This is a genomic window from Thauera phenylacetica B4P, from assembly GCF_000310225.1.
GTDB lineage: Bacteria > Pseudomonadota > Gammaproteobacteria > Burkholderiales > Rhodocyclaceae > Thauera > Thauera phenylacetica.
The window spans coordinates 14,006-34,425 of the sequence record NZ_AMXF01000023.1 but is presented as its reverse complement, the minus strand read 5'-3'; the positions used below and the strand labels follow the sequence as shown (position 1 = coordinate 34,425).

Below are 20,420 nucleotides of genomic sequence, written 5' to 3'. Positions count from 1 at the left end.
CGGCCGCGGCAAGCTCGGCGAAGCGCGCCGGCCAGTCCGGCACGGGCGCCGCGCCACGCGCCCGGCTGCGTGCGGGCGCGGCGGACGCATCCTTCTTCAGATCCCCCAGATGCAGCATGCCCCGCGCCTCAGTTCGCCCGCCCGGGCTGGTAGCGGTACTTGAGGAATTTCTGCGCGTTGCCGAGGATCAGGAAGGCGTCGCGCAGGCTCTTGCGCTCGAATTCGGACAGCTTCTCGGGGTCGATGCTGTTGTCCGGATCGACGCCGGCGGCCATGTCCTCGGCCTGGTGGCGGGCGCGCACCATGGAGATGAACTCGAGCGCGTCGTACAGGTCCTGGCCGCGCCCGAGCGGCAGGATGGCGGCGTCGATGATGTCCTTCAGGCGCTCGAAGGAGTTGATCGACTGCGCGCCGATCGCCAGCGCATGCACCCGCACCAGGTCGGCCAGCGGCGCGGTGCCGCGGCGCTTGATGTTGATCGCGCGCGTGTGGCGGCCGTCGGACTCGACCACGAAGTCCTTGAAGAAGCCCAGCGGCGGCGTGCGCAGCAGCGCGTTGCGCGCCATGCAGGCGAGAAAGCGCGAGTTGCCCCTGGCCTTGCGCGCGATGAGCTCGCGCAGGCGCGCCGCCCACTCCACCCGCCCCCACACGCCGTCGAGGTCGAAGAAGATGCCGGCGTTGAGCAGCGACTCGGGCGTCGGGCGCTCGATCCAGTCGGTGAAGGTGCGCTCCCACACGCGCAAGGGCTGGCGCCACTTCTCGTTGCTCGCCATCACCCCGCCGGTGCAGTAGCTGTAGCCGCAGCGCGCCAGGCCGTCGCTGACGAAGGCGGCGAGCGCCTTGAAGTAGGCGTCGTGCTGCGCCGGGTCGAAGCGGTTGTCCAGCACCAGCGCGTTGTCCTGGTCGGTGACGATGAGCTGCTCCTGGCGCGCCATCGAGCCGAGCGCGAGGAAGCAGTACGGCACCGGCGGCGGGCCGAGCTCGGCCTCGGCCAGCTCCAGCAGGCGCTGCTTGAAGCTGCGCCCGATCGCGGCCATCGCGCTGCCGATCATGTTCGAGCTGGCATCCTCGCCGACCATGCGCACGAAGCAGGCGCGCACCTCGGGCACCAGCGCGGCCAGCTCATCCACCGACTGCTGGCGGAAGATGCTGCCGACCACGAACAGGCTGTTGCGCGACTCGTAGCGGATGATGTCCGACAACGCGATCACCCCGAGCGGGCGCTGATTCTTGAGCACCGGCAGGTGATGCACGTTGTGGCGCAGCATCGCCAGCATGGCCTCGAACACGAGCTGGTTGTGGTTCACCGCGACCACGCCGCGCGACATGATCTCGGCCGCCGGCGTGTCGTAGGACAGGCCGGGCGCGACCAGCCGGGTGCGCAGGTCGCGGTCGGTGACGATGCCGGAAAGCACGGGGAGTTCGGGCACTTCGGGGTTGTCGTCGAGGATCAGCAGCGAGGACACACCCTCTTCCGTCATGCGCTGCGCCAGCTCGCGCGCGCTGGCGGTGCTGGGCAAGGTCACCGCGGCGCGCCCGACCAGGGTGTCGACCGTGGCCGAGAGCAGGTCGTTGGCGTCCTCGCGCTTGGACATCACCTGGCGCAGCCGGGTGCGGTCCTCGACCTCGACCAGGTCGGCAAAGCTCTCGTGCTGGTCGAAGAGTTCGGCGAAGAGCTCGCGCGGGATCAGGTAGAGCAGCGTGTCTTCCAGCGCGCTCACCGGGAAGCGTACCCGTCCGTTGCGCAGCAGGCCGAACTCGCCGAAGTAGCCGCCGGCCGTCAGGCGGTTGTAGAGCGTGCCGTTGCGGCGGAAGACCTCCACCGCACCGCTGCGCACCACATGCCAGAACTCGGCCACCTGGCCGAACTCGACGATGGCCTCGCCCGCCTTGTAGTAACGCACGTCGACCGCCGCCGCGACGCGCTGCAGCACCTCGTCGGGCAGCGCGTCGAAGGGCGGGTGGGCGCGCAGGAAGTCGAGGATCTCGAGCTGTTCGATCTGCATGAAGGGCTGAATCCGCTAGCGGGGGTTGAGGAGTCGCGGCTGCGTTCGCGGGCAAGCCCGCTCCCACGAAACCCCTGTGAGGAGGCCGCCATCCGTGGGAGCGGGCTCGCCCGCGAACATCGTATCGCGCAAGCGCTCAGCGCACGCGCGGCTCCGACATCAGGCCCTTGATCACCGCCACCGTCGACATCAGCAGAACGATGGTGAAGGGCAGGCCGGTCGACACCGCCATCGCCTGCAGCGCCACCAGGCCGCCGCCGAGGATCAGCGCGATCGCCACCAGGCCCTCGAAGATGCACCAGAACACGCGCTGCGGCGTCGGCGCATCGACCTTTCCGCCGGCGGCGATGACGTCGATCACCAGCGAGCCGGAGTCCGACGAGGTCACGAAGAACACCACCACCAGGATGATGGCGATGAAGGAGGTGATCTGCGCCAGCGGCAGCGCGTCGAGCATGGAGAAGAGCTGCAGCGGCAGCTCGGCCTTGGTGGCGGCCTCGTAGCCGTCACGCACGAACTGGATGATCGCGGTCTCGCCGAACACCGTCATCCACAGCACGCAGGCGAGCGAGGGCACGATCAGCACCGAGACGATGAACTCGCGCACCGTGCGCCCACGCGACACGCGCGCGATGAACATGCCGACGAAGGGCGACCACGAGATCCACCACGCCCAGTAGAAGGCGGTCCAGCCCTGCGAGAAGTTGGCGTCGTCGCGCCCGACCGGGTTGGATAGCGCCGGCAGGTGCTGGAAGTAGGCACCGAGGTTGCCGAAGAAGCCGGACAGGATGTCCAGCGTGGGCCCGACCGCGATCACGAACAGCAGCAGCAGCACGGCCAGGATCATGTTGATCTCGGACAGGCGCTTGACGCCGGCGTCCAGCCCGGCCACCACCGAGAACAGCGCGATCGCGGTGATGCCGATCACCAGCACGATCTGCGTGGTGTTGCCGAGCGGCACGTCGAACAGGAAGTTGAGGCCGGAGCTCGCCTGCGCCGCGCCGTAGCCGAGCGAGGTCGCCAGGCCGAACAGCGTGGCCAGCACGGCGAGGATGTCGATGACGTGGCCGGGCCAGCCCCAGATGCGCTCCCCCAGCAGCGGGTAGAACACCGAGCGCACCGTCAGCGGCAGCCCCTTGTTGAACGAGAACAGCGCCAGCCCGAGCGCGAGGATGGCGTAGATCGCCCACGGATGCAGCGCCCAGTGGTAGATCGTGGCCGCCATCGCCAGGCGGGTGGCTGCATCGGCATCGCCAGCAGCCCCACCGAGCGGCGCCCAGTCGGTGCGCACGCCGTTCTCCATCGCGGTGCCGCCGAAGGCGCTGCCGAAGTGCGACAGCGGCTCGGACACGCCGAAGAACATCAGCCCGATGCCCATGCCCGCGGCGAACAGCATCGAGAACCAGCCGAGGTAGGTGTAATCGGGCGTAGCCTCGGTGCCGCCCAGGCGCACCTTGCCCAGCGGCGAGATCGCCAGGCCGAGGCACACCAGCACGAAGACGTTGCCGGCGCTGATGAAGAACCAGTCGAGGTTCGAGGTGAGCCAGCCGCGCATGGCGGTGAACATCGGCTCGACCTGGTTCTGGAAGGCCAGCGTCAGCACCACGAAGGCGACCACGAGCAGGCCGGACACGGCGAACACGCGGTTATGGATGTCGAGGCCGAAGGGCCCCACGTTTACGATGATGTTGTCCTGGCCGACCTTGTAGTCGGTGTCGATCGGATTGACCGCCCCCGAGGGGGCCATCGGATCGCTGCCATCCGTCATTGCAGCTCCTTGTCATTATGGAAATTCGTGGAATTCACGCGCACGGCCGAGCCTTCGCCGCGGCGACGAGGGGCGGAGTCTATCATTTCTCGACATATATTTTGCACAAACATATAAGGACGAATGGGATTGCGCATTGCCTCGTCCGCGCATCCGACCCGCCCGCAGCGGCACGGCGGGCGGCGACTCGGCTAGAATCGAAGGCTGCGGAGAACCCCATGATCGGCCTCTTTCTCGTCACCCACGGCACCCTCGGCGAAGCGCTGATCCAGTGCGTCTGCCACGTCCTCGACAAGCGCCCGCCGCTGCTCGGCCAGCTCGGCCTGTCGGCGGGCGAGGATCCCGCCGACGCCCTGCCGCTCGCCCGCCGGATGATCGCCACGGTCGACGATGGCGAAGGCGTGCTGCTGCTCGCCGACCTCTACGGCGCCACCCCCTGCAACGTCGCCACGCGGCTGATCGAGCCGGGGCGCATCGAGCTCGTCGCCGGGGTCAACCTGCCGATGCTGCTGCGCCTGCTCACCCACCGCGACGGCGACCTCGACACCCTGATCCGACGCGCGGTCGGCGGCGCGGGCGACGGCGTGATACACGTGCGGCCGGGCTGATCGCCGCCGCCATACAACGACACGAACGAACGCACCACGGAGAACCGCGAAGATGCCGCGAGGAGACGCCCCCATCATCAACAAGCTCGGCCTGCACGCGCGCGCCTCGGCCAAGCTCACCCAGCTCGCCAGCAGCTTCCCGTGCGAGGTCTGGCTCGAGCGCAACGGCCGCCGGGTGAACGCCAAGAGCATCATGGGGGTGATGATGCTGGCGGCCGCGCGCGGCAGCACGATCACGATCGACACCCAGGGCGAGCGCGCCGACGAGGCCCTGCAGGCCATCCAGGAGCTGGTCGCCGACCGCTTCGGCGAGGGGGAATGAGATGCCATTCACGCTGCACGGCCTGGCGGTCTCGCAGGGCATCGCGATCGGCCACGTCCACCTCGTCTCGCACGCGCTGCTCGAGGTCAACCACTATCACGTCGCACCGCGCTACCTCGACGAGGAGCTCGCCCGCCTCGACGAGGCGCTCGCCACCGTCCAGGGCGAGCTGATCGGCCTCAAGGCGATCACCACCTCCGGCCAGGCGCACAGCGAGGTCGGCGCCTTCGTCGACCTGCAGCTGATGATGCTCGCCGACCCCATGCTGGTCGACGCCGCCCGCGACCTCGTCACCGAGCGCCGCTGCAACGCCGAGTGGGCGCTGGTGCAGCAGATGGAGCACCTGGTCGAGCAGTTCCGCCAGATCGAGGACCCCTACCTGCGCGAACGCCAGGCCGACGTGGTCCAGGTCGTCGAGCGCCTGGTCAAGGTGCTGCTCGGCCACCCCGGCCACCTGCCGCCGCGCCGGCGCGACGGGCTGGGCAGCATCGTCGTCGCCCACGACCTCTCGCCTGCGGACACCATCGGCTTCCGCGACCACAACATCGCCGGCTTCGTCACCGACGTCGGCGGGCCCACCAGCCACACCGCGATCGTCGCGCGCAGCCTCAAGATCCCGGCGGTGGTCGGCCTGCACCATGTGCGCGACCTGCTCGAGGACGACGAGCTCATCATCGTCGATGGCACCCGCGGCGTGATCATCGTCGCCCCCGACGAGCAGATCGTCGAGGAATACCGCCTGCGCCGCAGCGAGCTCGAGATCGAGCGCTCCAAGCTCAACCGCCTGCGCGACACCCGCGCCACCACGCTCGACGGCGAGGAGGTCAACCTGCTCGCCAACATCGAGGGACCCAAGGACCTGCCCGCGGTCAAGACCGCCAACGCCGACGGCATCGGCCTGTACCGTACCGAGTTCCTCTTCATCGGCCGCGACACCCTGCCCGACGAGGAGGAGCAGTACGAAGCCTACCGCGCCGTGGTCAAGGCCCTGCCCGGCAAGCCGGTCACCATCCGCAGCTTCGACGTCGGCGCCGACAAGGCGCTCAACGGCGCCCAGGCGCGCGAGGAACCCAACCCCGCACTCGGCCTGCGCGCGGTGCGCTACTCGCTGGCCGAGCCCAAGATGTTCAAGACCCAGCTGCGCGCGCTGCTGCGCGCCTCGGCGCACGGCCGCCTGCAGATCATGGTGCCCATGCTCGCCCACGCCCAGGAGGTGGACCAGTGCCTCGCCCTGGTCGAGAAGGCCAAGGCCGAGCTGCGCGCCGAGAAGGTCAAGTTCGACGAGGGCATCCGCATCGGCGGCATGATCGAGGTCCCCGCCGCCGCGCTCTCGCTCGGCATGTTCATCCGCCGGCTGGCCTTCCTGTCCATCGGCACCAACGACCTCATCCAGTACACCCTGGCGATCGACCGCTCGGACGAGGCCGTCGCGCACCTCTACGACCCGCTCCACCCCGCGGTGCTCAAGCTCATCGCCGGCACCATCTCCAGCGGCGCGCGCTTCGGCCTGCCGGTGTCGGTGTGCGGCGAGATGGCGGGCGACCCGCTGTACACCGAGCTGCTGCTCGGCATGGGCCTGCGCAACTTCTCCATGCACCCGGGCAGCATCCTCGAGATCAAGCAGCAGATCCTGCGCGCCGACCTCGGCGAGCTCGCCCCCAAGGTGCAGCGCATCCTCAAGATGGACGAGCCGGCGCGCATCCGCGAGGCGGTGGAGCGGCTCACGGCCTGAAAACACCGCCGCGGTTGAAGCGTACCGCCCGTGGCAGTACAATCCGGCCTTATTCGCGGCCGACGCCAGCTCGGCCCGAAATGCGGGTGTCGTATAATGGCTATTACCTGAGCTTCCCAAGCTCATGACGAGGGTTCGATTCCCTTCACCCGCTCCACCGCATCAATCTGCGGAGTTCCGCAGAAGTCCAGGATAATCTGCAAGTCCTTGGCGCACAACGACTTTTCTCTCCTTGACGTTCTGCTGTGTTCCACCGCGATCCGCCGACAGCCGGGACTTTTAAGTCCACAAACAAGTCCATTTTTGAGGGCACGGCGGTTTCCGGATTGTTGATCGAGGGGCGAGGTCGATGTGACCAGCATCTGGTTCCTGACTCATGTTCAGGAGCAAGAGCATGGCACTCTCAGACCTGGTCGTTCGACAGGCCAAGGCAACCGGCAAGGCCTACACCCTCCCTGACTTGGATGGCCTCTCACTAGCCGTGACGGCTGCGGGGGGTAGGACTTGGCACTTCCGCTACTACTGGGCGGGCAAGCAGAAGCGGATCTCGCTCGGAACCTACCCGGAGGTGACGCTTCGCGAGGCGCGCAGCCTGCGCGACGAAGCGCGCGCCCTGATCGCCAAGGGCATCAATCCACGTGATCACCGCAAGCAGAAGCGGACCGCTGTGCGGCTCGCCGACGAAAACAACTTCGAGGTGGTGTACCGCGGGTGGCTCGAGCATCGCGGGCTGAGCCTCAAGGAAGGCCGGCAGACGACCCTCGCGATGCTTCCGCGCATCTTCGACAGGGACGTACTCCCGACCTTGGGGAAGCGGTCGATCTATGAGATCAAGCGCCCTGATCTCCTGGAGGTGATTGCCAAGATCGAGAAGCGCAGCGCGCTCTCCATCGCCGAGAAGGTCAGGACGTGGTTCAACCAACTGTTCCGCTACGCGCTGGTGATCGTGCCGGGCCTGGAGCAGAACCCTGCCTCCGATCTCGACGTCGTGGCGCTGCCACTGCCACCCGTCAGGCACAACCCGTTTCTGCGGATGGCCGAACTGCCCAAATTGTTGCAGAGGCTGCGCAGCTATCGCGGCAGGCGGCAGACCCAGCTCGGGTTGCGGCTATTGCTGCTGACCGGCGTGCGAACCGGTGAGCTGCGGCAGGCGACGCCAGATCAATTCGATCTGGCTCGCGGGCTGTGGATCATCCCGCCCGAGGTCGTGAAGCAACTCCAGTTGGATATGCGCAAGAAGCGGCGGCAGCCGGCGGACATCCCACCATACATCGTGCCGTTGTCGATTCAAGCCATGGAGATCGTCCGGCACCTGCTGGATGAGTTCAAGCCGGCCCAGCGCTACCTTTTCCGGCACGACAGCGACCTGAAGAAGCGCATCAGCGAGAACACGCTCAATGGTGCCCTCAAACGCATGGGCTATCAGGAACGTCTGACCGGACACGGTATCCGCGGCACGATGTCCACTGCGCTCAACGAGATCGGCTACCCGAAGGTCTGGGTGGATTCGCAGCTCTCGCATGTCGATCCCAACAAGGTCAGCGCGACCTACAACCATGCCGAGTACGTGGAGCAGCGTCGCCGGATGATGCAGGACTGGGCCGATCGCCTGGACCTCTTCGAGCAGAATCAGGTCGAGGCGGCCAGCATGCCACTCACCGTGCATCTGGAAGGCGTGCCCGCATTCCCGAATGAGCAAACCGCAAGCGTACCCTCCACGCCGGTTGCCGCTTCGCCAGTCCTGCTCGTGACGAAGCCGGGTGACGCCATGCCGTTGGTTTCTGCCGCCGCACATCGGCTGCCGGCGGTTCCGCCCCCTCGATCGGCAGCGCCGCTGGTGCCTTCGGACATTCAGCGCGAGAGGATGGAGCTCTTCGATGTCTTCGAAGCGCCGCACAACCTTCCCGTTGCGGCGTTTGCCAAGATGGCGGGCAAGTCCCGCAGGTGGATCAGCTACGAGATCAAGGCGGGCAACTTGCTGGCGTTGAACGTGGGCAACCGCGGCCAGCGCGTGCCGGACTGGCACCTCGACCCACTCAAGCACGAGCTGATCCAGTCCGTCCTGAAGCTGACCAGGGGTGCGGACCCTTGGCAGATCTACCATGCACTGCTTCAACCGCGCTCGATGCTGCGGGGGCGTTCGGCACTGGAGGGCGTGACTGCCGGCAATCTCGACAAGCTCGTCATGACCGTGAGCACAGCCGTGAAGGAAAGCGAATGGACCTTGCCGCGCGTTCGGGTGGCCTAGCGGCAGAAGCGGGATCGTGTGGCGAAACCGCGATCCCCGCGCACCTGTCAGGACACCAAGCGCGCGCGGCGGGCGAATCTTGCCTGGGTGTCCGACAAGGAAGCGATGCGGCGGAGCAGATAAGCCATCACGATCGTGGGTGCGCCGGCCAGCGGCCGCACAGCGACGCCGCGGTGCAGGTAGCCCGTCAGTCGCGCGGCTGGCGCAATGGCGATCCCGTACCCTGCGCCAACCAGGGTCATCGCCACATCGAATGTCGCCACCGTTTGCTCGCGCTCTTGCAGCATGCCATCGAACACGCGCTGCGCGGTCATGCGCCATGGTTCATGGGCCGTCGACTGCGAGCAGATCACGGACTGCTTGAGCACTTCCTGGCACGGCACTTCACGATAGGCCAACAGGTGGGAGCGCTTGGTCATGGCGACCGCCAGCGTGTCATGCCACAGCGGCTCGCATATCCAGCCAGGCCACTGCCACTCAGTCGCAGACAGCGCGAAGTCGAAGCTGTCGCCCGGCAGTTCCGGGGCTCGACCGGGGTCTGTCCATCCGGCCAGGGCGACATGGGTGTCCGGCTCTTCGGCACGCTGCAGGGCGAGCACGCTTGCAAGTTGGGGCGGCACCCATTCGCCGAGCACGGCCATGCGTATCTCGGCGGTGACGTCACTCGACACCAAGTCAAGCCCCCCAAGCGGCAAAAATTGTGACCACTGACGTCGCGGCCGCCCTATGCGTTAAGTTTAACGTGGTTTAGATCGTGGCCGCGATCGACGCTTTTGGCGATGCAAAAGCGTTCGATCCAAAGAGGTCGCCCCACCTGCACCACTACCCACGAAGCGAAACCAGCCATCGCGTTTGGGGCTGCCGTGCGGGAGGAAAGAACCAACCAGGGCATCGCTCAGGAAGCGCTGGCCCACATGGCCGGCATCGAACGGTCCCACATGGGCAAGATCGAGCGCGGCGAGCATGTCCCCACGCTCCCGCTCATCCTCAAGATCGCCCGTGCGCTCAAGTGCAGTTCCGCCCACTTGATGACGCTGACCGAAGCCAAGCTGGCGGAGTCGGCCCCATCCGTGGACTGAAGGCCGCCCGTGCGGCTACCGCGGCCTATCCCTGATCGTCATTACCCTTGCCGCCAAGGACTGCATTGTCACGCTTTGCAGCCTCGTCGATGAGCCGCAGGTAGGGATTATCCGGCGGCACTTCGCAGAACAACGCATCCGCGCTGTTGAGCAGGTAGCCGTGCAGGCGGCGCGACTTGCGCGGCCCCGTGACTTCGCAGGTCCAGATGTTCAGCCCGCTCGGCTGCTTGCGGTGCTGTCCCAACTTCTCGAAGCGCTTCTGTACCCACTGCCACCCCTCCAGCTTCTCCTGCTTGGCCATCACAGCGACTTGAAGGAACTCCTGAGCGTAGCGCTGGAACACACCGGGACTGACGAGGTAAGCCGTGTCGGCGACGGTGTGCACCAGGGCCTTGGCGTCGTTGATGATGAGCTTGCGGGTCTGGATGCTCTGACGCAGCCAGGACATGAGGTGTGCCCCGGAAGGCTCCGTGCGATCCTCGGAAGGCCCGAGACTCATCTCCTGCGGGAGTCCGGTCGAAGGCGTCGGCTCAGTCTCGGAGACGGGACAAGCCTTGATCTCCGGTGCTGTGGATGTAGCGCTGTCGCCCAGCAGATCGAGCAGCGCGGCCACGCCGGTGTCTGCGGATGCGATCGGCGCCGTGGCCGACGGTACAGCTGCGATTCCTTCCACGCGCAGCCCATCACCCACCGCCGGCGATCGCGGCGTCGGTCCCACCTGCTCCTCTTCGACCAGCACGCGGCCTGCGAACGGCGCCGGCCGGTCGGCGGCATCCCAGATTACCGCCGGCGATACCTTCAGGAAGGTGAACGTGTGCGACCAGCCGGCGTCGCTCGTGACAACAGCCTTCCAGATCGCCTTGCCATCCGGGGTCGGCTGCACGATGCCATGATCCTGCAGCACATTGAAGACCGCCGTATTGTTCGCCGGGATACCGTCGACGCCCTGCGACAGCAGATGCGCGCGCAGCTTGTCGGAGACGGTCTTGCTCACCAGCCACAGCGCGTCCTGGGTCAGCCAGCCGTCCGCCGGCCCCCCATGGTTCAACTTGAGCTCTTCCTTGAGCAGGTAGCGCAAGCCGTCGAGCAGTTTGCGTTGCAGCGCATGCCGGGGCGCCGTCAGCGCCTTGCTGGGATCGCCGCCGAGTTCCTGGGCGACGGATGCCTGGTCGGCCTGCACGACCAGTTCGCCGAGCGTGCCGGCGTGCTCGTACTGACCGGCCAGCACGTACAGCAGCGCGGCCCAGAGGTCGGGATAGCCGCTGAGCCAGTCGAAGATGTCCCGATCGAGGATGTGTGCGTAGAGCAGCCCTGTGGCGGCGCTGTGCAGGCGGTACTCGCGCTCCCTTCGGTAACGGAAGCGGTACGGCTTTCGCAACGGGCCGTGCCAGGGATGCCAGATGCTGCCGTCAGCGTGCTCGACGTACAGATCGACCGCAATCTTGCCGATGTCGTGCAGCAGGGCCGCGTAGGCCGTGCCTGCGGTCCAGGCTTCGGCCTGGGCCGCCTGTGCCTCCGGCGTGACGCCCGCAGGCAGCAGGTATGACTGCCGCAGCTTCAGCGCATAGGCGACGATCTCCAGGCCGTGGTCCAGCATGCCGCCCGGATAGGCGTGGTGGTGGTTCTCGGAGGCCGGGAACTGCTGGACCAGCTCGGCGTAGCGCTCCAGTGGGGCGAGGTAGAGCGTGGCGAACTGCCGGCGCGAGAGCGATGTGCGCTGCCAGATGTGTTCCAGCAGTTTCTGCCGGCGCGGCGTGGCCAGCAGCGATGCGGCCGACTCCGGCCGCATCGACCCTTTCGGAGTTTCGATGGCGGAGGTGGGCGGCGTGCCGGCGGTGGGTGGCACCCGTTTGCGCTGGAACAGCGAGAGCATGACGAACCCCGGATGACGGGCTGCTCGGGGCGCCTTTTGGCCTTTTCAGGATAGGGCCTTTCCCCTTGGCACCCTTCCTTTGCCCCTTCCCAGCCCTTTGGCCTTTGTCGGAAGCCTTTGGGTATAGGGCCGCTGCTTCGCGGGTGCCACGATGAATGCGGCATGGGGCAATCCCGGCAAGTGGGGCGCTGCGGGACGCTCGTCAGCTCTGGCCCAAGCCGGCGTCGAGGGCGGCGGATTGCGCTGCGAAGTCGTCGGGACGGCGCTTGCGGAAGGTTTCGAGATTGGCGAGCTTCCAGCGCAGTGCCGGCAGTTGCGCGGCGTGCTGGCACTGCACCAGCGACCAGTCCGGTTCTGCGCGCGCCAGCCCGCTCAGAAACTGCTTGTGCGCGGTGCTCAGTCGCCGTGGCAGCTCGCGCCGCATCCTGGCGCGAGCATCGAGTAGTCTCTCCAGGGAGCAGTCCACTTCGGTCATGCCGACAAAGGCCCGCTCGTACTCGCCGGCGATGTCCTTGTCGTTGCCGAACAGCACTTCGTGGGGAGGCCGGTTGTGGCCCGCCAGATAGATCACGAAGCACTCGACCATGCGGTCGCTGATGTCGCCCGACTCAAAGAGCTGCCACACGTCGAACAGATCGCGCGGGTGCTGCCGATCCAGCGCGGCCACCAGCTTACTGGCGTACAGCTCGTCCGGCGCCAGAACCGGCAGCTCGAACTCCACGCCGAACAGATCGCTGGTCCTGGCGCTCAGCGCCCGCCGCTCGACGGGCAGCACGCTGCCTCGGAACACGACGTTGACCTCGATCTTCACCTGGCTGGCGTCGTTCTCGACGATCAGCTTGGTGTCCCCCAGGTCCTTGGCGCGAACCAGGCGTGTCTGCACGCCCAGTGGTGCAACGCGCATGGCGATGGCGGCCAGCTCCTGGTTGATGGCTTGCAGCGCTTCGTCGCGCGGCGTCTGCCACGGGAGGTACACCACGTCGATGTCCACCGACAGGCGCGGCATGTCCCGCACGAAGAGGTTGATGGCCGTGCCACCCTTCATGGCGAAGATATCGTTGGCGAACACGTCGGGCGCGACGGCCAACAGCAGGCGAACGGTGTCCGCGTAGGTCTTATCCATGAGGTCTCAGGCTCAGCAAGGTGCCGTCATCGAGCCGGCTCATCCAGCGCGCGTTGCTGCCGGTGCGAACCGGGTACTGCTCCAGCAGGGCATCGACATCCACGAGGCTGGTCTCGCGCGCCCAGGTGAGGAACAGGCGCACGGCCTTCACGCTGACGCAGCAGGACAGCAGTTGCCCGAGCAAGTCCTTGCGGGGGGGCCGCAGTCCATCAAAGATGTTGCGGGCCTCTTCGAGGCTCTGCTTGACGCCGGCTTCGTACAGCAGCTCCAGAACGGCACGCTCGGAGGCCGCCACCCGCAGATCATCGGGCAGGCCAGGCGGCGTGGTCATGGTCTTGCTGACCAGCGTCGTGTCCGGCCAGTCGAACAGGCGGGCGTGGACGTAGCGGGCCGGAAAGCGCGAAGTGAACCAGGCCGGCAACGCGAAACGACCGTCGCCCCACAGCACCAGCGTCTCCCGGCTACCCAGGTTGTGCCGCACGCCCTGCAGGGCCAGGGCGCTCTTGCCGCCGACGTGCAGGCCGGGCACGCGCTGCTGCAGGAACTTCAGCGCACCGTAGACCCCGAATTCATCGTTCGGGAAGGCATAGACGCCATGGGCCAAGCGCACGAGCCACCCGCCGTCGGCATAGTGAGCGGCGAGCTGGGGCGACACCCCGAACTGGCTCAGGGTGGCAAGGTCGAATGGCGCCCCGCGGGGGAGTCCCGCCTGCAGCCGCTTGATTACCTGATGCCTATAATTTCCATTCATGCACTAAAAATAGCACGAAATCCAATCAGCCCCTAGAGCCACTGCAAGAACGTGCAGAGAAAGTCGCATAAGGTTTGATTTATAGTGCATAATCTAATCGACCTGCGACCCGAGCCAACCCGGCTCTGCCAGCCGCAACCCGCCCCTCCTGATCGCAGTCTATGCTGGAGGGCAAGCCACGACCGGCCACTCCGCGAGGTGAGGCAACACTGAAGCCGAGGCACATGAGCATGACCACCAACACGCACAACGAGCGCTGGAGCCTCCGGCTGGGCCGGGGGGCTGGCCGTGCCTGGCGTGGATACCTGCGCCGCGAGCAGCGTGTCGCCGGCTGGCTGGTGACGCGCGGGGTGCCTGCGGGCGCGGCGACGGCGGTGCTCTGGATCGTCAAGCTCGCCCTGCTCGGTGTGCTGCTCTACTCCGCGTTCTGGCTGGCCCTGCTGCTTGCCTTTGCGGTGACTGCTGCATGGTTCGTGCAGCACGACGACGCTGATCAAGAGGAACCGCAACCCGAGTGGAGGGAAGGCCCCAACGGCTTCGGGCTTTATGACAAGAGCGACTGGCGCATCGACCCGCATGTAACCGACGACAACTGAACGACGGTCACTTCTTCGATACGGCGCTCATTGCCATGCCAGCGCCACGCCCCCCAGCGCCTTTGGCGTCCGAGGTGGCGGTGGACAACCCCTGCACGATATTTCCCGTGCGCACGCCTGCCCAAGCCAATGCCATCACCCAAAACGTCGGCAGCACGATGAACATCATCGCCATGACGAAGTTGAGCAGCATGTCGCCAAAGGCGTTGTTCAAGCCGATCAGCGGATCGAAGTTCGTGTGCGGCCTGTCCGCGCCAAACCCCCGGCCGTAGAGCGCGTCCAGGAGCGTGCTATCGATCCAGCGCGCGAGCTGGAACCAGAAGTCCACGAAGAACAGCGCGAACTGGACGCAGCTCACCGTCACCACCGTCTTCAGGTCGTAGGTGCCGATCAGCAGCACCAGCGGGATGCAGATGACAAGCGCCATCTTGAGCATCGTCAGCACCATCGGCAGCGCTTGGCGCACCACGTCCATCGCCGGAAAAAAGCCCAGCGAGCCGACGGTCAACCCCAGGTCGCCCGCGCCGCGCGTGACGACGTTCGGCAGCGTCTTGTCGATCTGACCTCCGTAATCGGTGTAGACGGCGCCCTGGTTCATCTTCTGCTGTCGCGGTGAGACGACGGCGCGGATCACCGAGTCATTGACCTCGCTCTGCGACAGGAAGCCCACCCAGCGCCCGATGCGCGTCAGCAGGTCCGGGGCGACCTGCGCCAGCAGCCGGCTGCGCAGTCCCTCATCGCCATCAGCCCACCACTGCCGGCAGGACGGATAGCCTCCGCCGCTGTCCACCTGTGCCAACCCCGCATCGCGGGTCGCGTCGTAGGGCCAGGCCGTGCGTGGGGTCTTGGAGCGATAGGTGTCATAGAAGCCGGGCGTGTCGAGGAAGTAACTCGATCCGATCCAGGTGACGTCGTTCATCTGCTCGTCGGAGAGCGTCGGACGGCTCATGAACAGCTTGGCACGCGACGGCCCGTAGCAATCATGCGTGAAGTCGGCGATCTCCTGTGCCAGCACCGGATCATCGATCCGCGTGGCATCGACATCCATGCGAATCTGACGCAGGTCGTTGCCGCAGGGAATCGCTGCCACCGCGGCGCCCGTGACCGCCTTCGAGATGGAATGCATGAAGAACCACCACACCGGCACCAGCGCACTCTGGTTGTCGAGCGTGGTGTAGACGTTGGCCCAGCCCGTGTCGTTGGGCAGCGGGACGCTGACCTGACATTGCGCGGAGCGCGTGGTGTCGAACTTGATCGTGGCGAGATCCACCGGGATGAACGGGATGCCGGCGAACAGGATGACCATGATCGCCACCCACACCCGGTTCTCGATGCGCATCGACGACAGCACACCCTTGTTCCCCTCATCCGCGCCTTCGCTGCGGGCCTTGAGCCATTCCTGGATCACGATCGCCACAAACGGCAGCGCGAACACGCCGCTGGCAACGAGGATGTTCCAGATGCCATTGCTGACCACCCAGGCCAGCAGAGTCAGGTAATACTCCAGGTAGTCCGTGGTGTAGAGCGTCATCCCCGCTTCCTGATCTCAGCCATGCCGTAACGCTTGGCTGGCTTCCAGTGCGACCACGGCAATCACCACGGCGATCTCCGTCCGGAGCAGCCGCTGACGCGTCTCGCGGGACGGCTCCCGCCGCAACAGGCGCCGACGCATCCACCACCAGCCGTACGCCGTCGCCCCGTAGAGGCCAAGCCGCCACACAAAGAAGTGGCCGGCATGCGCCTGCAGCCAGTGCTGCCAGTCCTCGAAACCGCCGATCATGTGGATGCCGGCGATGTTCACCACCGCCGCGACCGCCACCACCAACAGGGTGCACAGCAGCCCAACACCAACGCGGCGCTTGAACAGCCAAGGCAACCGCCGCCAGCTCACCCGGCTCATGGGGCAACGCTCCGTGGCTTCTGAACTTCCCGCAGCCGGTCGCGCAGGGTGTCGCCCTCGAAGACGCCGCGCGAGCCGGCAGCGCGGGTGCTGTTGCGCTGGACGATCGCCATCGCCGCGTTACCGGCCAACGTGCGGCGCAACTCCAGCTCAGTCTTGAGGTTGTCGATCTCCTGCTCCAGCGCCCTGCTCTCCTGGTCGACTGCCCGCACGGCCAGTTCGTTGGCAGCGACGTTCGGCTCCTTCTTGCCGGTCAGCAACGTACGTTGCAGCAGCAAGGCCTTCTCCAGCACGCTCGACAGCGCCGCCTCCGACGCCAGGCGCTTCCCCAGCACGTCCTGGTCGGGTTCGTCACGCAGGGCCTCGATCACGCCGCGGGTAATCGGCAGCGAGCTGCTGCCAGCCGCGTCGAGATTGCTCGGCGTCGTCGGTCGGGCGCCCGACACCAGTTCCTGCAACACCAGCAGCTTGGTCTCGTACTCTTCCTGAATCACCGGCGTGAGGCCGACGCCCGGTGTGGTCTGGGTCTTCGTGCAGTTTTCGCAGGTGCGTTGCTCGCGTTCGCCCAGCACGCGGCTCGCAAAGGCCGCGGCCTCGCCAGGCGATGACCACGTCTGGCAGGTCAGGCGGTTGCCGCAGGCGCCACGCGCGAGCGACGACGTATCGGTGGCGCTGCGGCCGTTGAGCAGGTTGTAGCCCGCACGCGTCACGTCGCCGACCACCTTGATCGAGCCCTGCCCGGCGCCGCCCGCGCTGCCGCCGCCGACCCAGGGCACCCCGTTGTTCCCCTTGTTGGATTCGGCCCGCTCGACGGCGGAGACGGCATCGGTACTGGCAACCGCGTCCCGCAGCGCCATCCCCTCGGCGAGCTGGTCCCAGCCGGCCTGGCCGCCGGCCATTTCCGCCATCCGATTGGCGATCGCCCGGCAGGTCATCTTCGAGCGGTCGAAGTCCAGGCGCGCCTGGAGGATGCCGTTGGTCAGCAGGTTGTAGAGCCCCGGGTCGGCGCGCTGAATGATCAGGGCCGGCAGTGAGGCCACGGCGGCGGTGGCGTTCTGGATCACGTTGCTCATGATCGTCTGGAAGCCGTTGGTGATGCCGTTGAGCTGGTTCTGCAGTGTCGTGGTGATGCTCATGTCGCCGCAGATCAGGTTGCTGTTCCAGCCGACCCCCACACCGATGCCCTGCATGTTGCCGGCGCCGCCCATCGACACGGCACGGCCGCCGCCGATGCTGTAGAGGACGTCATCGCCGATCACGCTGCCACTGACGTTCACGCCATTGGGATCGATGCGGGTCTGCGCCCAGGCGACGCCGACGAGCAACGGGATAGCTGCCACGAGCAGCATGGCCCGCAGGTGCGGCACCACGCAGCGCAGGAAGTCAGGGGGGGATGTGCTCATCGTGGGTTTCTCACATGAAATCGACGCTACCGAGGAAGACCTGGCCACGGCGCCGGCAGCAGGAATACGGCCGCCACAAGGCCCAGGCGTAGTCGCCTTGCCGGGCCTGCACGCGGGTACGACTGTGCGGGAAGACCACGCAACTGTTCGAAAGCGTTGGCGTCAGCTCCTGCCACTTGCCCGTCGAGGCGTCGGTCTCCATCAGCGCGCCGGCTGGCCAGTAGCCGTCACGGGCATTGGCCAGCAGCGGCTGGTACACGTGAAGCTGGTTGCGGCGCGTCACGATGTCGCCCGCGCGCTGCGCGACCACGGCGCCGCTCTTGTGGTCGTCGGTCTGATGCAGAAAGCCACCGCGGGGATACACGTTGCCCCAGAGATTCAGGCCAGTGCGCGTACCGATCTCGCGCAGGCCGGGAACCAGCGCTTCCGGGTACGCCATCTCGGGGACGTTGTAGCGCCAGGCCAGCGTGTCGAGCGTGCTCAACAGATACGGCATGAAGGCGGTGCCTGCACCTTCGCAGGTGTAACCGGACGTGCTGGCGAACTGGCGGAACACCATCCCGGCTGGATGGCCGACGACATCGGCGTTCTTGAACTTGGCGAGGTTGTTCTCGTTGCCGTGGTTGGTCGTACCGTCACCGCCTGCCTTGGCGGTTGGGTTGGGCATGCTCATCGCCCTGACTTCCAGCCAGGGGTTCTCGCCGGTGTTCGAGTAGCTCGACACCACCGCACCGGGGACGTAGTGGCGCACCTTGACGGAGGTGCGCACCGAACAACCGGATCGCCCGCAGTTCAGCCAGTAGCAAACGCCCACGACGCGGTAGTCCAGGCAGTCGCGGGACAGCGCCGACGAAACAATCGTGGCCGTGTCCAGGGCGAACGCCGCCGTGGCCGCGCTCAGCAGCAGCGAGGCGACCGTGGCATGCAAGCATGAGGACGCCAACAGGAGGCTCACGGCTGCGTGCCCCGGTATGCGTCGATCCGTGCAATGGCGCGGGGGACGTCGGGCTCGCCGTAGACCACGTAGCGCCGATCGACCACCACCGCGGGAATCCTGGCGATGCCCAGCCCCCAGGCATCCGCGACACCCTGATAGGCGTGGCCGATTCGGCGCTGCAGCGCCTCACCGCCGGCATGCAATCGTTGCCGCACCAGGGCCGCGGCCTGTCGCGGGTCGGTCGGCAAGTGCGCCGCGAGTTCGAACTCGATGCGCGCAGCCTGGTCCAGTTCGATGACCCGCGCGCCAGCCGGAGCCTGCACCGGATGATGGCTGTCGGTGACGACGAGCACATCGGCGGCGGTCGCGATGGGGCCAAGCAACACGGCGCACAGTCCGGCGGTCAGTCTTGCCGCCAGGGGACGCCGCGAGGCAGCAGGAAGGTTGGGGGAATGAACCGGCACGGCGCGCCTCCGCGGAGTCGATGCAGACTCGTAGTCGAACGCAATCCCCATCAGGCAACGACACAGAAACCGAAACCGCTCAGCCCCGATTTCCTGCGGAAGAACCAAAAGGAAGCGGGAGCCAATGGCTCCCGTGGTGATGAAACGAATGCGTCCGGGATGCAGCTACAACAAGCCGGCTTCGGCGAACGAGTACGGGCTGCCCTTGCCGACGATGAAGTGATCCAGCACCCGGACGTCGATGGTGGCCAGCGCGCTCGTCAGCCGCTCTGTGATCGCACGATCGGCGGCTGAAGGCTCGGTTTTCCCCGACGGGTGCTGATGCGCCAGGATCTGGGCCGAAGCGTTGAGCGCCAGTGCACGCTGAACCAATATGCGCGGATACACCGGAGTCTGGTCGACCGTGCCCTTGAATAACGGCTCAAAGGCGAGCACCTGGTGCTGGCTGTTGAGAAACACGACGGCCAGGATTTCGTTCGGCTCCGCGACCAGTTTCAGGCGCAGGTAGTCGCGCACGGCGGCGGGACTCTCCAGTACTGGACCGCCCCTGAACACGCGGTTCTCCAGCAGCATGATCGCCTGCTGGATGATCCAGTCTTCGTGCTGGGCGGCGATCAGGGTGAGCGACTCCGGGCCGGAGTCGGCGATGACAAGAGACATGGCGAACCTCCAATGGATGAGATCGGAGGGCGCCTGCCCCTGGAGGGCAAACCCTCCTGGGACGATAGGATTGAAACAGGTGACGAGCCGGCATCCACCACCGCAAATGCAGTGGCTGTTCGCGTCAACGGATGCGATGCGAACGGGTTTCGATCAACGCGGACCCGCCGCGCCGTAGCCTTGAAGATCGATGGCTACCTGGGCATGTCACCGGCAACGCCGGTGGGCATGTCTCCGGAATGGGCAGGTTCGGCGACGGTCGTACCGCCGGCGGCGAGCAGGTCGATGGCCGACAGCAAGGCATCACCTTCGACAGGACCATTCAGCAGGAGCGTCCTGCCGGTCCCGCGGTCGCGCAGCTGCAAGGCCGGTGTGGCCGAGATGCCCTGCTCTGCGGCTTCCACCGCCTGAGCACGGATGACGGCATCGGGGCGATCGCTGTCGAGACAGCCCTCCATGGCTGGCGTGAGCTCGGGATAGTGCAGGCCCGCCGGCACACCCTGCCCGTCGCCACGGGTGTTCGAGTAGAGCCACGCCACGGCCTGCCAGAACGTGGCATGTCCGCCCGTCTCGCCCGCGCACTCGGCCAGGCGCGCCGCGGCAGTCGCGGCCGGCTCGTGCATGGACAGCGGCAGGTGGTGCCACTGCCAGTTCACCTCGGGATGGGCGTCGATCCAGCGCTTGAGTGCGGGGAAGTAGGCCCGGCAGTGCGGACACTCCAGGTCGGCGTACCCGACCACCGTGAAGCGTGCATCGGCACGGCCATACAGCCGGGGCGGGCCAGCGGGTTTCGGCGCGTCGGACTCGGCGGCGGCCAGGGACATGGACTCGGTTGTCGGATGCGGCGCGCGAAGCAGCATCCACGAGGCGCCCCCAATCGTCACCGCGATCAGCGGACCGATCCAGTGACCACGGCGGCTGAACGAGGGCACGCGCATCGTGTTGCTCCC

At 66.7% G+C, this 20,420-nt stretch carries 19 protein-coding genes and 1 tRNA gene; 7 read left to right on the top strand and 13 right to left on the bottom strand.

Annotation, left to right across the window (positions count from 1 at the left end):
* Nucleotides 1-128 precede the first annotated feature (128 nt).
* Complete coding sequence (locus C667_RS05600) at nucleotides 129-2,006, bottom strand: DUF294 nucleotidyltransferase-like domain-containing protein (protein WP_004358324.1); 1,878 nt, start codon at nucleotides 2,004-2,006, stop codon at nucleotides 129-131.
* A 136-nt stretch (nucleotides 2,007-2,142) separates the two neighbouring features.
* On the bottom strand, nucleotides 2,143-3,774 hold the full coding sequence (locus C667_RS05595; RefSeq protein ID WP_004358323.1) for a BCCT family transporter: 1,632 nt from the start codon (nucleotides 3,772-3,774) through the stop codon (nucleotides 2,143-2,145).
* A gap of 218 nt (nucleotides 3,775-3,992) precedes the next feature.
* Here C667_RS05595 and C667_RS05590 point away from each other — a divergent pair, with 218 nt between their 5' ends.
* From C667_RS05590 to C667_RS05570, 5 genes are all read left to right on the top strand, one after another.
* Nucleotides 3,993-4,382: a PTS sugar transporter subunit IIA gene (locus C667_RS05590; protein WP_004358322.1), complete on the top strand. Its 390-nt coding sequence runs from the start codon at nucleotides 3,993-3,995 to the stop codon at nucleotides 4,380-4,382.
* A gap of 52 nt (nucleotides 4,383-4,434) precedes the next feature.
* Nucleotides 4,435-4,704, top strand: coding sequence for an HPr family phosphocarrier protein (locus C667_RS05585; protein WP_004358321.1), 270 nt, complete (start codon nucleotides 4,435-4,437; stop codon nucleotides 4,702-4,704).
* Nucleotide 4,705: 1 nt separating this feature from the next.
* Nucleotides 4,706-6,436 (top strand): phosphoenolpyruvate--protein phosphotransferase, encoded by a 1,731-nt coding sequence (gene ptsP / locus C667_RS05580; protein ID WP_004358319.1) that lies wholly within the window; start codon nucleotides 4,706-4,708, stop codon nucleotides 6,434-6,436.
* Between the two features lie 82 nt (nucleotides 6,437-6,518).
* Nucleotides 6,519-6,593, top strand: a tRNA-Gly gene (locus C667_RS05575).
* Nucleotides 6,594-6,830: 237 nt separating this feature from the next.
* Entirely contained in the window at nucleotides 6,831-8,684 is a 1,854-nt protein-coding gene (locus tag C667_RS05570; protein ID WP_004358317.1) for a tyrosine-type recombinase/integrase, read from the top strand.
* A 47-nt stretch (nucleotides 8,685-8,731) separates the two neighbouring features.
* Here C667_RS05570 and C667_RS05565 read toward each other — a convergent pair whose 3' ends face one another.
* The gene (locus C667_RS05565) at nucleotides 8,732-9,355 is read right to left on the bottom strand and encodes a LysR substrate-binding domain-containing protein (RefSeq protein ID WP_281054839.1); all 624 of its coding nucleotides are present in this window, start codon (nucleotides 9,353-9,355) and stop codon (nucleotides 8,732-8,734) included.
* A 108-nt stretch (nucleotides 9,356-9,463) separates the two neighbouring features.
* Here C667_RS05565 and C667_RS05560 point away from each other — a divergent pair, with 108 nt between their 5' ends.
* Nucleotides 9,464-9,763 (top strand): helix-turn-helix domain-containing protein, encoded by a 300-nt coding sequence (locus C667_RS05560; RefSeq protein ID WP_004358313.1) that lies wholly within the window; start codon nucleotides 9,464-9,466, stop codon nucleotides 9,761-9,763.
* A gap of 25 nt (nucleotides 9,764-9,788) precedes the next feature.
* Here C667_RS05560 and mobH read toward each other — a convergent pair whose 3' ends face one another.
* The 3 genes from mobH to C667_RS05545 all read right to left on the bottom strand — a co-directional run bounded on the left by mobH (nucleotide 9,789) and on the right by C667_RS05545 (nucleotide 13,510).
* On the bottom strand, nucleotides 9,789-11,636 hold the full coding sequence (mobH, locus tag C667_RS05555) for a MobH family relaxase (RefSeq protein WP_004358311.1): 1,848 nt from the start codon (nucleotides 11,634-11,636) through the stop codon (nucleotides 9,789-9,791).
* Nucleotides 11,637-11,838: 202 nt separating this feature from the next.
* Entirely contained in the window at nucleotides 11,839-12,759 is a 921-nt protein-coding gene (locus tag C667_RS05550; RefSeq protein WP_004358310.1) for a nucleotidyl transferase AbiEii/AbiGii toxin family protein, read from the bottom strand.
* Nucleotides 12,752-13,510 carry a type IV toxin-antitoxin system AbiEi family antitoxin domain-containing protein gene (locus C667_RS05545; RefSeq protein WP_004358309.1) on the bottom strand — a complete coding sequence of 253 codons (759 nt, stop codon included), beginning with the start codon at nucleotides 13,508-13,510 and terminating at the stop codon, nucleotides 12,752-12,754. Before C667_RS05545 ends, C667_RS05550 begins: the two co-directional genes overlap by 8 nt.
* 224 nt (nucleotides 13,511-13,734) lie before the next feature.
* On the opposite strand from C667_RS05545, the gene C667_RS05540 reads away from it, so the two are divergent.
* The gene (locus C667_RS05540; RefSeq protein WP_004358308.1) at nucleotides 13,735-14,106 is read left to right on the top strand and encodes a DUF3742 family protein; all 372 of its coding nucleotides are present in this window, start codon (nucleotides 13,735-13,737) and stop codon (nucleotides 14,104-14,106) included.
* Nucleotides 14,107-14,113: 7 nt separating this feature from the next.
* Here C667_RS05540 and C667_RS05535 read toward each other — a convergent pair whose 3' ends face one another.
* From C667_RS05535 to C667_RS05505, 7 genes are all read right to left on the bottom strand, one after another.
* Complete coding sequence (locus tag C667_RS05535; protein WP_004358307.1) at nucleotides 14,114-15,637, bottom strand: conjugal transfer protein TraG N-terminal domain-containing protein; 1,524 nt, start codon at nucleotides 15,635-15,637, stop codon at nucleotides 14,114-14,116.
* A gap of 15 nt (nucleotides 15,638-15,652) precedes the next feature.
* Nucleotides 15,653-16,006, bottom strand: a complete 354-nt coding sequence (locus C667_RS05530; RefSeq protein ID WP_004358306.1) for a hypothetical protein — start codon at nucleotides 16,004-16,006, stop codon at nucleotides 15,653-15,655.
* A complete protein-coding gene (locus C667_RS05525; protein WP_004358305.1) occupies nucleotides 16,003-17,409 on the bottom strand; it encodes an integrating conjugative element protein in 1,407 nt (468 codons plus the stop codon). Before C667_RS05525 ends, C667_RS05530 begins: the two co-directional genes overlap by 4 nt.
* A gap of 10 nt (nucleotides 17,410-17,419) precedes the next feature.
* Nucleotides 17,420-18,364, bottom strand: coding sequence for a TIGR03756 family integrating conjugative element protein (locus tag C667_RS05520; protein WP_039920844.1), 945 nt, complete (start codon nucleotides 18,362-18,364; stop codon nucleotides 17,420-17,422).
* Nucleotides 18,361-18,810: a TIGR03757 family integrating conjugative element protein gene (locus C667_RS05515; RefSeq protein ID WP_039920846.1), complete on the bottom strand. Its 450-nt coding sequence runs from the start codon at nucleotides 18,808-18,810 to the stop codon at nucleotides 18,361-18,363. The genes C667_RS05520 and C667_RS05515 overlap by 4 nt, the downstream gene beginning before the upstream one ends.
* Nucleotides 18,811-18,975: 165 nt before the next feature.
* The gene (gene radC, locus C667_RS05510) at nucleotides 18,976-19,470 is read right to left on the bottom strand and encodes a RadC family protein (protein WP_004358299.1); all 495 of its coding nucleotides are present in this window, start codon (nucleotides 19,468-19,470) and stop codon (nucleotides 18,976-18,978) included.
* A gap of 194 nt (nucleotides 19,471-19,664) precedes the next feature.
* Nucleotides 19,665-20,408, bottom strand: a complete 744-nt coding sequence (locus C667_RS05505) for a DsbA family protein (protein WP_004358297.1) — start codon at nucleotides 20,406-20,408, stop codon at nucleotides 19,665-19,667.
* Nucleotides 20,409-20,420: the final 12 nt, after the last annotated feature.